This is a genomic window from Pseudomonas sp. ef1, assembly GCF_007293365.2.
GTDB lineage: Bacteria > Pseudomonadota > Gammaproteobacteria > Pseudomonadales > Pseudomonadaceae > Aquipseudomonas > Aquipseudomonas siliginis.
Genome location: NZ_CM129815.1, coordinates 5,048,161 through 5,061,213 on the forward strand (window position 1 = coordinate 5,048,161; position 13,053 = coordinate 5,061,213).

The 13,053-nt window shown below is 61.5% G+C and carries 7 protein-coding genes; 3 read left to right on the forward strand and 4 right to left on the reverse strand.

All coding sequences use genetic code 11. The features are described from left to right. Nucleotides 1-83: 83 nt before the first annotated feature. Genes mfd through FEE99_RS23020 form a run of 3 tightly spaced genes read left to right on the forward strand, consistent with a single transcriptional unit; the run spans nucleotide 84 to nucleotide 6,812 of the window. On the forward strand, nucleotides 84-3,533 hold the full coding sequence (mfd, locus tag FEE99_RS23010) for a transcription-repair coupling factor (RefSeq protein ID WP_041477334.1): 3,450 nt from the start codon (nucleotides 84-86) through the stop codon (nucleotides 3,531-3,533). 10 nt (nucleotides 3,534-3,543) lie between these two features. Beyond that, complete coding sequence (locus tag FEE99_RS23015; RefSeq protein ID WP_041477336.1) at nucleotides 3,544-4,110, forward strand: CsiV family protein; 567 nt, start codon at nucleotides 3,544-3,546, stop codon at nucleotides 4,108-4,110. 11 nt (nucleotides 4,111-4,121) lie between these two features. Continuing rightward, on the forward strand, nucleotides 4,122-6,812 hold the full coding sequence (locus FEE99_RS23020; RefSeq protein ID WP_041477338.1) for a DEAD/DEAH box helicase: 2,691 nt from the start codon (nucleotides 4,122-4,124) through the stop codon (nucleotides 6,810-6,812). A gap of 149 nt (nucleotides 6,813-6,961) precedes the next feature. Here the strand turns inward: FEE99_RS23020 and FEE99_RS23025 are convergent, their stop codons facing one another. From FEE99_RS23025 to FEE99_RS23040, 4 genes are all read right to left on the reverse strand, one after another. Continuing rightward, a complete protein-coding gene (locus tag FEE99_RS23025; RefSeq protein WP_041477340.1) occupies nucleotides 6,962-10,255 on the reverse strand; it encodes a DEAD/DEAH box helicase in 3,294 nt (1,097 codons plus the stop codon). A 9-nt stretch (nucleotides 10,256-10,264) separates the two neighbouring features. Then, nucleotides 10,265-11,002 carry an S-methyl-5'-thioinosine phosphorylase gene (locus FEE99_RS23030; RefSeq protein ID WP_016775487.1) on the reverse strand — a complete coding sequence of 246 codons (738 nt, stop codon included), beginning with the start codon at nucleotides 11,000-11,002 and terminating at the stop codon, nucleotides 10,265-10,267. Between the two features lie 13 nt (nucleotides 11,003-11,015). Next, nucleotides 11,016-12,026: a beta-N-acetylhexosaminidase gene (nagZ, locus tag FEE99_RS23035; RefSeq protein WP_041477342.1), complete on the reverse strand. Its 1,011-nt coding sequence runs from the start codon at nucleotides 12,024-12,026 to the stop codon at nucleotides 11,016-11,018. A gap of 158 nt (nucleotides 12,027-12,184) precedes the next feature. Continuing rightward, nucleotides 12,185-12,892, reverse strand: coding sequence for a TetR/AcrR family transcriptional regulator (locus FEE99_RS23040; RefSeq protein ID WP_016775489.1), 708 nt, complete (start codon nucleotides 12,890-12,892; stop codon nucleotides 12,185-12,187). Nucleotides 12,893-13,053 lie beyond the last annotated feature (161 nt).

Sequence of the window (13,053 nt, forward strand, 5' to 3'; positions counted from 1 at the left end):
TAGACGCAGTCTGCAACTGACAGGCGGCACCGTAGGCCGCTACAATTACCGACTTTGTCGCAACGCCTGGAGCTCAACCTTCCGTGCCTGTTCTGCGTCTACCGCTACTCCCTGCCGAAGCAGGTAAACAGCACTGGGGCAATCTGCCCGGTGCCGCCCTCAGCCTGGCGATTGCCGAGGCTGCCAGCGCTGCCAAGCGCTTTACCCTGCTGCTGACCGCCGACAGCCAAAGCGCCGAACGGCTGGAACAGGAGCTGAGTTTCTTCGCCCCGGATTTGCCCGTACTGCATTTCCCCGACTGGGAAACCCTGCCCTACGACCTGTTCTCGCCGCACCAGGACATCATCTCCCAGCGCATCGCCAGCCTGTATCGCCTGCCGGAACTGGCCCACGGCGTGCTGGTGGTTCCGATCACCACCGCCCTGCATCGCTTGGCGCCGACCAAGTTCCTGCTCGGCAGCAGCCTGGTGCTCGATATCGGCCAGAAGCTCGACGTCGAACAGATGCGCGCGCGGCTCGAAGCCAGCGGCTATCGCTATGTCGACACGGTGTACGAGCACGGCGAGTTCACCGTACGCGGCGCGCTGATCGACCTGTTCCCGATGGGCAGCAAACTGCCGTATCGCATCGACCTGTTCGATGACGAGATCGAAACCCTGCGCACGTTCGATCCGGAAACCCAGCGTTCGATCGACAAGGTCGAGTCGGTCAAGCTGCTGCCGGCCCGCGAGTTTCCATTGCAGAAAGATGCAGTCACCCGCTTCAAGGCGCGTTTCCGTGAGCGCTTTGACGTCGATTTTCGTCGCTGCCCGATCTTTCAGGATTTGAGCAGCGGCATCACTCCGGCCGGCATCGAGTACTACCTGCCGCTGTTCTTCGACGAAACTTCGACGCTGTTCGATTACCTGCCCCAGGACACGCAAGTGTTCTCGCTGCCGGGCATCGAGCAGGCGGCGGAAAACTTCTGGAACGACGTGCGCAATCGTTACGAAGAACGCCGCGTCGATCCATCGCGTCCTTTATTGCCACCGGCCGAATTGTTCCTGCCGGTGGAAGACTGCTTCGCGCGCCTGAAGAACTGGCCACGGGTCGTTGCCAGTCAACAGGACGTTGAAAGCGGCGTCGGCCGTGAGCGCTTCCCGGCACATGCGCTGCCCGATCTGGCCATCGAAGCCAAGGCCACGCAACCGCTGGCGGCGCTGGCCGGTTTCCTCGAAGAATTCCCCGGGCGCGTGCTGTTCACCGCTGAATCGGCGGGTCGTCGCGAAGTCCTGCTGGAACTGTTGGAACGTCTGAAGCTGCGGCCGAAAACCGTCGACAGCTGGCCGGACTTCGTTGCCAGCAAGGATCGTCTGGCGATCACCATCGCCCCGCTCGACGAGGGTCTGCTGCTCGACGACCCGGCGCTGGCGCTGGTGGCGGAAAGTCCGCTGTTCGGCCAACGGGTCATGCAACGTCGTCGTCGCGAGAAGCGCAGCGACGTCAGCAACGATGCGGTGATCAAGAACCTCACCGAACTGCGCGAAGGCGCGCCGGTGGTGCATATCGACCACGGCGTCGGGCGCTACCTGGGCCTGACGATTCTGGAAATCGACAATCAGGCCGCCGAGTTCCTCACCCTCGAATACGCCGAGAACGCCAAGCTCTACGTGCCGGTGGCCAACCTGCACCTGATCGCGCGCTACACCGGCAGCGACGATTCGCTCGCGCCGCTGCACCGCCTCGGCTCGGAAACCTGGCAGAAAGCCAAGCGCAAGGCCGCCGAGCAGGTGCGTGACGTCGCCGCCGAATTGCTCGACATTTACGCCCGTCGTGCCGCCCGTGAAGGTTACGCCTTCGCCGACCCGAAGGCCGATTACGCCACCTTCAGCGCCGGCTTCCCGTTCGAGGAGACGCCGGACCAGCAAGCGACCATCGAGGCGGTACGCGAAGACATGCTCGCGCCGAAACCGATGGATCGTCTGGTCTGCGGCGACGTTGGCTTCGGCAAGACCGAAGTGGCCATGCGCGCCGCGTTCATCGCCGTGCACGGCGGTCGGCAGGTGGCGATTCTGGTGCCGACCACCCTGCTCGCCCAGCAGCACTACAACAGTTTCCGCGACCGCTTCGCCGACTGGCCGGTGACCGTGGAAGTGATGAGTCGCTTCAAGTCGGCCAAGGAAGTCAACGCGGCGATCGCCGATCTGGCGGAAGGCAAGATCGACATCGTCATCGGCACGCACAAACTGCTGTCCGATGATGTGAAGATCAAAAACCTCGGGCTGGTGATCATCGACGAAGAGCACCGCTTTGGCGTGCGCCAGAAAGAACAGCTCAAGGCCCTGCGCAGCGAAGTCGACATCCTTACCCTGACCGCGACGCCGATTCCGCGCACGCTGAACATGGCGGTGTCGGGCATGCGCGATCTGTCGATCATCGCCACGCCGCCAGCGCGGCGCCTGTCGGTGCGCACTTTTGTAATGGAGCAGAACAAGAGCGCGGTCAAAGAGGCCCTGCTGCGTGAACTGCTGCGTGGCGGTCAGGTTTATTACCTGCACAACGATGTGAAGACCATCGAGAAATGCGCCGCCGATCTCGCCGAACTGGTGCCGGAAGCGCGCATCGGTATCGGCCACGGGCAGATGCGCGAACGTGAACTCGAACAGGTGATGAGCGACTTCTACCACAAGCGCTTCAACGTGCTGATCGCCTCGACCATCATCGAGACCGGCATCGACGTGCCGAGCGCCAACACCATCATCATCGAACGCGCCGACAAGTTCGGTCTGGCCCAGCTGCACCAGTTGCGTGGTCGTGTCGGTCGCAGTCACCACCAGGCTTACGCCTACCTGCTGACACCGCCACGCCAGCAAATCACTTCGGACGCGGAAAAACGTCTGGAAGCGATCGCCAATACCCAGGACCTCGGCGCCGGTTTCGTCCTGGCCACCAACGACCTGGAAATCCGTGGCGCCGGCGAACTGCTCGGCGACGGTCAGAGCGGGCAGATTCAGGCCGTCGGTTTCACCCTGTACATGGAAATGCTCGAACGCGCGGTGAAGTCGATCCGCAAGGGCGAGCAGCCGAACCTCGATCAACCGCTTGGCGGCGGTCCGGAAGTCAATCTGCGGGTGCCGGCGCTGATTCCGGAAGATTATCTGCCGGATGTGCATGCGCGGCTGATTCTGTATAAACGCATCGCCTCGGCCACCGACGAGGAAGGCCTCAAGGACCTGCAGGTGGAGATGATCGACCGCTTCGGCCTGTTGCCGGAGCCGACCAAGAACCTGGTGCGGATCACCGCGCTGAAATTGCAGGCGGAAAAGCTCGGCATCAAGAAAGTCGACGGCGGGCCGCAAGGCGGACGCATCGAGTTCGAAGCGCAGACGCCGGTTGACCCGATGACCCTGATCAAGCTGATCCAGACGCAGCCCAAGCGCTACAAGTTCGAAGGCGCGACGATGTTTAAATTCCAGGTGCCGATGGAGCGCCCGGAAGAACGTTTCAATACTGTCGAGGCGCTGTTTGAGCGTCTCATCCCGAAATCCGCTTGAAGGACGCCCGATGCGCCTGTTCCGCTCTCTGACTCTGTTGCTTGCACTTGCAGCACCGACGGCGTTTGCCGATGACACGTATCAGGTCGAAATGATCCTGGTGCGCCAGAATGCCGTCCCGGCCATCGTCAGCCGCGCCGCCCCGGAAGACTGGGCCGCAGGCGCCCAGCGTCTGGGCAGCGACAGCCAGCGCACCCCAGCGCTGAATGATGTAGTGAACAAACTCACCGCCAGCGGCGAGTACACCGTGTTGATGCACAAAGCCTGGCAGCAGAACCTCGGCGAAGCGCCGGCGAAAGTCGCAGTGAGCGAAGGTCAGGAACAGTTCGGCCAGTTCCCCATCGAGGGCACGCTGGAAATGAAACTCGGCCGCTTCACCGACGTGACCGCCGATTTCTGGGTCAATCAGATCGACGCCAATGGCCTGGTCACCGCCAGTGAGCGTCTGCGTCAGGACAGCCACACCAAGAACGGCCAGCTCAATTACCTCGACAACGGCCACCTGGCCCTGCTGATCAAGATCACTTCCCTGACCGCGCCAGCGCCTCGCGAAGCGCCTGAAGTCGTGCCGGACTGATCGACGTCCTTATGCCGCCGCCCCTGAGCAAACCGCTGGCCCCGTCGTGGGTCAGCCGATTCAAAGAACAGAGTCTGGAGCGCGGCCGCCGCTACGCTTTGGAGAATCGAGTGCGCATCGCCCAGGTCGGCGATGCGACCATCACCGCCAGTTGCGAAGGTTCTGGCGGTAGCGTTTACCGACAGACCATCCATCTGCGCGAGTCAGCTAAAGCGACGCTGTTGCTGGTCGACGCCACCTGTACCTGCCCGGTGCGCAGCAACTGCAAACACTGCGCGGCGGTGCTGCTGAAAATCCAGGAAACCCTCGACTACCCCGCCGCCGCGAAAGATGCCGAGTTGCTGGAAAAACTCCAGGCCGTGCTGGAGAACCGTAGCCCGAAAGCGCCGCCGCAAGTGCTGGTGGACAACGTGCAACCGGTGCCACGCCTATGGCTGGCGAGCGTCGAATTCAGCGCCTTCGAGCCGCGCAACGGCAAGATGCAGCGCTACATTCAGCATCGCGCGGCACTGTCGTTCAGCTATCTGGACGAATACGTCAGCGGGCAAAAACACAGCGATATCCTGATCCGTCAGGAAGCCCAGACCCTGCGGATAAAACGTCACCCGGACGTCGAACAGTCCTACCGCGAACAGTTACGCATCCTCGGTTTCCGCATCGCCACAAGGCAGAGCAAAGCCCTGCCGGAAAGCGCCGGCGAACTCTACGAGATGGTCAACGACAGCGCCTGGCTGACCTTCACGTTGAATGACTTGCCGAAATTGCGCAGCCAGGGCTGGGAGTTGCAGATCGATGAGGAATTCGGTTTCGACCTGACCGCCGTCGACGACTGGTACGCCACCGTCGAACAGGCGCCGGAACGCGACTGGTTCGATCTGGAACTAGGCATCATCGTCAACGGCGAGCGCCTGAGCCTGCTGCCGATTCTGCTGAACCTGATGCGCTCGCACACCGAGATCCTCAACCCGGAACGCCTCGCCCGCCGTCGCGATGACGAGCTGATTCTGGTCAACATTCCGCAACGCACCAGCGAGCATGGGCCGTTGCAAGTGGCGCTGCCGCTCGGTCGCTTGAAGCCGGTATTGATGACGCTGGGTGAGTTCTATTTACAGGAGCCGGGCGAAACCACCCTGCGCCTGAGCAAGGCTGACGCCACCCGGCTCAATTCGCTGGAAGGCCTGCCGCTGTTGTGGGAAGGCGGCGAGCAGATGCGCACCTTCGCCCAGCGCCTGCGCGATATCCGCGATTTCACTGCCGAAGCGCCGCAAGGCCTGAATGCAACGCTGCGCCCGTATCAGCTCGAAGGTTTGAGCTGGATGCAATCGCTGCGACAACTCGAAGTCGGCGGCATTCTCGCGGACGACATGGGCCTGGGCAAAACCCTACAGACCCTGGCGCATATTCTCAGCGAGAAGAACGCCGGACGCCTCGATCGTCCGTGCATGGTGGTGATGCCGACCAGCCTGATTCCGAACTGGCTCGACGAAGCGGCGCACTTCACCCCGCAGCTGAAAGTCCTCGCGCTGTATGGCGCCACGCGCAAAAAGCACTTCGACAATCTGGCCGACTTCGACCTGATCCTCACCACTTACGCCCTGTTGCCCAAGGACCTTGAGCGTTTGGCCAAACAGCCGCTGCACGTTCTGGTGCTGGACGAAGCGCAATACATCAAGAACCCCAACAGCAAAGCCGCTCAGGCCGCGCGCGAGCTGAATGCACGCCAGCGCCTGTGCCTCAGCGGCACGCCGCTGGAAAACCACTTGGGCGAGCTCTGGTCGCTGTTCCACTTCCTGTTACCGGGCTGGCTTGGCGACGTGAAAAGCTTCAATGCCGATTACCGTGTGCCGATCGAAAAGCGCGGCAGTGAAGTCAGACTGCAGCACCTCAACGGTCGGATAAAACCGTTTCTGCTGCGCCGCACCAAAGAGCAGGTCGCCACCGAGCTGCCGCCGAAAACCGAGATCATCCACTGGGTCGAACTCAACGAAGCGCAGCGCGATGTGTACGAAACCATGCGCTTGGCGATGGACAAAAAGGTCCGCGACGAGATCACTCGCAAAGGCGTGGCACGCAGCCAGATCATCATTCTCGAAGCCCTGCTCAAGCTGCGTCAGGTCTGCTGCGACCTGCGCCTGGTTAACGACGCCACCCTGCCCGCGCGCGGCAGCACTTCGGGCAAGCTCGACAGCCTGATGGAAATGCTTGAGGAACTGTTCGAGGAAGGCCGGCGGATTCTGCTGTTCTCGCAATTCACTTCGATGCTGACATTGATCGAAGAGGAGTTGAAAAAACGCAAGATCGCTTACGCCCTGCTCACCGGCCAGACCCGTGACCGGCGCACACCAGTGAAGGAATTCCAGAGCGGCACGCGTCAGATTTTTCTGATCAGCCTGAAGGCCGGTGGTGTCGGTTTGAACCTCACCGAAGCCGATACGGTGATTCACTACGACCCGTGGTGGAACCCGGCGACCGAGAATCAGGCCACCGACAGGGCCTATCGCATCGGCCAGGAAAAACCGGTGTTCGTCTACAAGATGATTGCCCGGGGCACGGTGGAAGAGAAGATTCAGCACCTGCAGAAGGAAAAGTCCGACCTGGCAGCGGGCGTGCTCGATGGGCGCAAGGCCGGGGACTGGAAGTTGCAGAGCGATGATATTGAAGCGCTGTTTGCGCCGTTGCCGGACAAGATCGACAAGCGTTGAAAGCGTCGTCGCCGGTTAGATAGCTATCGCTGGCAAGCCAGCTCCCACAGGGTTATGAGCTGTACCGAAGTTTGTGTTTCACACTCGATACCTGTGGGAGCTGGCTTGCCAGCGATGGGGTCATCCAATATTGCGCAATCACTCAGGGCTCAACCCTTGGAAACCGGCAACGGCGCAAACAGCGCCTCGATATCACTCTGTTCGAGTTTGAATCCCCCCGTCGTGCCACCCTCAAGCACCGCCCCGGCCAGCGCCGCTTTCTCCTGCTGCAACGCCTGGATCTTCTCTTCGACGGTGCCTTTGGCAATCAACTTGTAGACGAACACCGGATTGTTCTGCCCGATGCGATACGCCCGATCAGTCGCCTGATTCTCCACCGCCGGGTTCCACCAAGGGTCGAAGTGAATCACCGTGTCCGCCGCTGTCAGGTTCAGACCGGTACCGCCGGCCTTGAGGCTGATCAGAAACAACGGCACCTTGCCGCCCTGGAAATCCCTCACCGGCGTGCGCCGATCGGTGGTGTCGCCGGTCAGCAACGAGTAGCCAAGCCCGCGTTGCTGCAATTCCTGCTCAATCAGCGCCAGCATCGAGGTGAACTGCGAGAACAGCAGAATGCGCCGACCTTCGCCGAGCAGTTCTTCGAGCATCTCCATCAGGCTGATCAGCTTGCCGCTGCCCGAGCGCAACGCCTTCGCCGTGAGCGGCATATTGACCAGGCGCAGATCGCAGCAGACCTGGCGCAGCTTGAGCAGCGCATCGAGGATGATGATCTGACTGCGCGCCACGCCGCTGCGGGCGATTTCGTCGCGGACCTTTTTGTCCATCGCCACGCGCACCGTCTCATAGACGTCGCGCTGACCATCGCTGAGTTCGACCCAATGAATGATCTCGGTTTTCGGCGGCAACTCGGTGGCGACCTGATCCTTCTTGCGCCGCAGCAAAAACGGCTTGATACGTGCGGTCAGGTGCTGCATGCGCTGCACATTGCCGTGCTTCTCGATCGGCGTGCGGTAATCGCGATTGAAGGATTTACTGTCGCCGAGCCAGCCGGGCATGAGGAAATGGAACTGCGACCACAGCTCACCGAGGTGGTTTTCCAGCGGCGTACCGCTCAGACACAAGCGCTGACGGGCCTGCAGGTCACGCGCGGCCTGGGCGGCTTTGCTCAGCGGGTTCTTGATGTTCTGCGCTTCGTCGAGAATCAGCACGCTCCACAGCTGCGGCTGCAAGATCTCCAGATCCCTGGGCAGCAATGCGTAAGTGGTCAGCACCAAGTCGTATTCGGCGAGATTGGCGAAGTCCTTTTGCCGCCCGGTGCCGTGCAGCGCCAGGACTTTCAACTGCGGCGTGAAGCGCTCGGCCTCGTCGAGCCAGTTGGGAATCAGGCTGGTCGGCATCACCGCCAGTGCCGGACAGTCCAGACGCCCGGCGTGTTTCTCCGTGAGCAGATGCGCCAGGGTCTGCAAGGTTTTGCCCAGGCCCATGTCATCGCCCAGAATGCCGCCGACCTCCAGCTCGCGCAGGGTCTGCATCCAGTTCAAGCCTTCGAGCTGATACGGACGCAGTTGCGCGTTGAGGCCGGCCGGCGCAGCAACCTGGGCGTGGCTGGAATTCTGCAGACGCTTGGCAAAAGTGCGCAGGCGTTCGCCGCCCTGCCAGTCCAGCGGTACGCCATCGAGCATACTCAGGCGTGCGGCGTCTGGAGCGGTCAAGCGCAGCGCATCGCCCTGGTGTCCGCCCAGATACAGCTCGCCCAGCGTCGCCATCAGCGGTTTGACCCGACTCAGCGGCAACGCGACCTTGGCGCCGGCCGGGTCGCCAAAACCGCTGGGCTTGAGCTCGATCAGGAGTTTTTCATCATCGCTGCGCTGCGCCAGATTGACCGGGTCGAGCAAGCGCGGCTGGGTCCGCAACAGGTGCAGAAGGATCGGCAGCAAGCTGTAGCGCTCGCCGTTGACGACGATACCCAACTGCAGATCAAACCACTGATGCGTGGCCTCTTCTTCGACCTCGGCGTACCACTGTTCAACCGGTTGTACATCGAAATGGAAACCGGGACTGATCTCGATTTTCCAATCTGCGGCGCGCAGTGTGGCCAGCCCTTCGTGCATGAACCCGAGCCAGGCGGAATCATCCGGCAAGGTAAACATCTCGCCGGGACGATCCATTGCACTCTTGCGCGTGGCTTTCTTGAAGCCATGTTTTTGCAGGTTCTGGCGCAGCTTCTTTTCCAGCGCCGGTTGACGCTGAATGCGCTGGGTTTCGCTGCCGTTGAGGATCATCACTTCCGGGTTGCGATCCACCGCCGGATGACCGTTGTAGGTAAACAGCAGAGCGGCGCGGTGCTCCAGCACATATTCCCAGCGCGAACGTTCCCGGCCGCTGACCAGGACGAGCTGCGGCTGCGGCAGCACGTCATCGATGATCCGTTCGGTGAGCTTGTGCGGTGGCGCAATTTGGGTCGCCGCGCTCATGCGATGGCTGAACTGCATGGCCTGACGCGCCGGGATGTCTGGCGCCTGGGTCAAATGGCAGGCGAGTTTTTCTTCCAGCTCAGTGAACAGCGGGCCAACCTGGCGCTGCTCGCGATCAAGGTAATAAAGCGGCTCCAGCGCCAGCACGGTTTCCTGCGCGGCTTCGGCACTGCTCCACTGCGCGCGGAATCCGCCGTCAGCCTGCTCGGCCCAAGAGAATTGACCGACGCGTTTCGCCCCCGGTGTCAGCGCTCGCAGGTCTTCGAAGTCGAGGAACAGCCGCGAGGTGCGCAGGAGCATTTCCAGCAGTTCGGCGCCACTGCTGCCTTCCAGCGGATAGCCGCTGTAATAGGCGTGATGGGAATGCATGGCGACCAACAGCCGGGCGATGCGCAGATCCAGTTCGGACAGGTAGCCCGGCTGGCGCATGAGCATTTCCGCGAGCGAGTACATCGGTTTGACCTCGCGTAACTCGCCGCTCTTGAGCTGGTAGACCTTGAAAATATCGAGCAGCCACTTGCCGTTCGCAGACGTCGGTTTGAGCTTGTAAAACAGACGCGTGCCTGCGGTTTGCGCACTTTCTTCAGCGGGCTTGGCCGGCACGGGAATTGTTGAAAGCCAATGCTCGAGCGCTCGCCCCAACGGGATCTGTGCATCATTGTCAGACGCATCCTCACCCGTGCCCAGCAGGTGATAGATCACCGCCGCGCTGTGCTTGCAGTCCAGTGCAACCGGACAGCTGCACAGGCATCGCAAGCTAACCGATCCCAACCGATCTTCTGACAGGTAAATGGTTTGCTCATACGCCTGAAGTTGCGATCCGACGCAGAACGCCTCTATCTTCTTGTCATCGATCTCGAGGATCTCTACCCGGTCATCGGCGGCATAAGCGCGGGCCTTGGCCAACGCCTTGCTACTGAATGCGTGGGTCCATGTCAGCCCTTTAAGCCGCTCGATGAAAATGCTCATGGACAGTCCTTAGCTGGCCAGCACCCGGGCCAGCGTCGATTTCACCTTGCCCATGCCATCGTGCAGGGCCTGCTCGATTTCGGCCATGGTGATGACTTCGGTGGTCTTGCCGGCTGCAGGATTCACCACCAGCGCCAGACAGGCGTAATCCAGATCCAGCTCACGCGCCAGCGCCGCTTCCGGCATGCCGGTCATGCCGACGATGTCGCAGCCGTCACGCTCCAGTCGCACGATCTCGGCGACCGTTTCCAGACGCGGACCCTGGGTGCAGGCGTACACGCCTTGATCGCTGTATTCGCAGCCTTCGGCGGCGACTGCTGCAATCAATTGCTGACGCAACGGTTCGCTGTAGGGAAAGCTGAAATCGATGTGGGTGACGTGCTCCAGATCATCGGCGAAATAGGTGTGCTCGCGCCCACTGGTGTAGTCGACGATCTGGTGCGGCACGCAGAAATGCCCGGTGCCCATGGCCGGATGAATACCGCCCACCGCGTTAACGGCGATGATCGCTTCGGCACCGGCCTGCTTCAACGCCCACAGGTTGGCGCGGTAGTTGACCTTGTGCGGCGGGAAACGATGCGGGTGACCGTGACGGGCGAGGAACAGCACTTCCTTGCCGGCGTATTCACCAATCTGCACCTCGGCCGAAGGCGCGCCGTACGGCGTGTCGACTGCCAGCGACTGGCGAATGCTCAGGCCTTCGAGCTGAGTCAGGCCAGTGCCACCGATGATTGCGTAAACGGTCATAACGAAAAAATCCTTAATCGATCAGTTGAGCGTCTTTGAGCGCGCCGAGGGCGGTGAGCCAACGCGGGTCCTGACGATAATCGGTACTGGCGAAGGCCTGACCGCGCATCCTGGCGATGCGAGCAGAAGGCTTGACCTTCATGCGCTGCGCGGCGATCAGGGCCAGCTCGGCTGCCGCGCGGTCGTTACACACCAGACCCATGTCGCAGCCAGCAGTGAGTGCGGCTTCGATGCGGCTGGCAGCGTCGCCGACCACGTGGGCGCCGGCCATCGACAGATCATCGCTGAAGATCACGCCATCGAACTGCAACTCGCCGCGCAGGATGTCCTGCAGCCAGCGTCGGGAGAAACCGGCCGGCTGCGAGTCGACTTGCGGATAGATGACGTGGGCCGGCATGACGGCGGCCAGTTGTTTGCTGAGTTTGGCGAAGGGCACCAGATCATTGGCGCGGATCTCGTCGAGACTGCGCTCGTCGTTCGGGATCGCTACATGGGAGTCGGCTTCGGCCCAGCCGTGTCCCGGGAAATGTTTGCCGGTGGCGGCCATGCCGGCGCTGTTCATGCCGCGAATGAATGCACCGGCGAGTAAGGCGGCACGCTCGGGATCGCCTTCGAAGGAACGAGTGCCGACCACGGCGCTGCGCTGATAGTCCAGATCCAGCACCGGGGCGAAACTCAGGTCGAGCCCGACCGCCAACACTTCGGTGGCCATGATCCAGCCGCATTGCTCGGCGAGATACTCTGCATTCGGGTTATCGGCGATGGCGCGCATCGCTGGCAGACGGACGAAACCCTGACGCAAGCGCTGCACACGCCCGCCCTCTTGATCCACCGCCAGCAGCAGATCCGGACGAATCGCGCGGATCGCGGCGCTCAGTTCGCGCACCTGGCGTGGATGCTCGATATTGCGGGCGAAAATGATCAGGCCGCCCACTTCGGGCTGACGCAACAATTGGCGATCTTCGGCCGTCAGCCAGGTACCGGCGACGTCCACCATCAACGAGCCTTGCAGGCCAGCAGTCATAGAGATTCCTTGAAAACAAAAAACCCGATCTGCTTGCATTCGCTACCGTGGGCATTGCCCGGACGGTCAGCAGAATTCATGCAGATCGGGTTCAGTACGAGAGTCGGCATGGCCGGCTAGCTTAGCGGATACCAGCTGCCGCGCCCACCCGTGCGCGGTCAAACCTTGGCGGCGACCGGCATGGATTTGCTGCGCGGACGCAGTTGCGCACTGGCCATGGCTGTATCGGTGACGCCGGTTTCGGCGCGCATGCCGGCAGCGAGGAACGGCACCATCAGGCGCATCACTTGTTCGATGGAGGTATTGACGCCGAAATCGGTCTCGGCAATCGCGCGCAAGGCCTTGATCCCGGACATGCTGAACGCCGCAGCGCCAAGCATGAAGTGCACGCGCCAGAACAGCTCGATCGGCGGAATGCGTGGCGCCGCTTCATTGACCAGCAGCATGTAGCGGCGGAACACCTTGCCGTACATGTCTTCCAGATAACGCCGCAAGTGGCCCTGGCTCTGGCTGAACGCGAGGCCGAGCAAACGCATGAAGATCGACAGATCGTTACCGCTGCGGGGCTGCACGACGAGCGCTTGCTCGACGAGAATTTCCAGCAATTCTTCGAGGGTCGGCTTGTTCTCAGGCTTGGCCTGACGGCGCTCCAGCTCTTTATCGAGGCTGACGCAGAACGGCCCGAGAAAGCGCGAGAACACAGCTTGAATCAGCGCCTTTTTCGAGCCGAAGTGATAATTCACCGCAGCCAGATTGACGCCAGCCTTGCTGGTGATCAAACGCAATGAGGTTTCAGCGAATCCTTTCTCCGCGAACAACTGCTCGGCAGCATCAAGAATGCGTTCAACGGTTTCCGACTGGGCCATGGCTACTCCGCCTGACAAACACTTGTTTGAAACATACGTTTCAGCCTAAGCCTTGTCAAGCCTGCCGGTTCGTTTTGGGAATGGTCGGTCAGCTATTTAACCACACAAGGCGCCAGCATTAATAAGCGCCCTTGGCGACCGCTCGGCGGGCGGCAAAAAAA

Coding starts and splice junctions, on each gene's coding strand:
- FEE99_RS23025 (WP_041477340.1), bottom strand. CDS start 10,255: ATGAGCATTTTCATCGAGCGGCTTAAAGGGCTGACATGGACCCACGCA.
- FEE99_RS23015 (WP_041477336.1), top strand. CDS start 3,544: ATGCGCCTGTTCCGCTCTCTGACTCTGTTGCTTGCACTTGCAGCACCG.
- FEE99_RS23030 (WP_016775487.1), bottom strand. CDS start 11,002: ATGACCGTTTACGCAATCATCGGTGGCACTGGCCTGACTCAGCTCGAA.
- FEE99_RS23020 (WP_041477338.1), top strand. CDS start 4,122: ATGCCGCCGCCCCTGAGCAAACCGCTGGCCCCGTCGTGGGTCAGCCGA.
- FEE99_RS23040 (WP_016775489.1), bottom strand. CDS start 12,892: ATGGCCCAGTCGGAAACCGTTGAACGCATTCTTGATGCTGCCGAGCAG.
- nagZ (WP_041477342.1), bottom strand. CDS start 12,026: ATGACTGCTGGCCTGCAAGGCTCGTTGATGGTGGACGTCGCCGGTACC.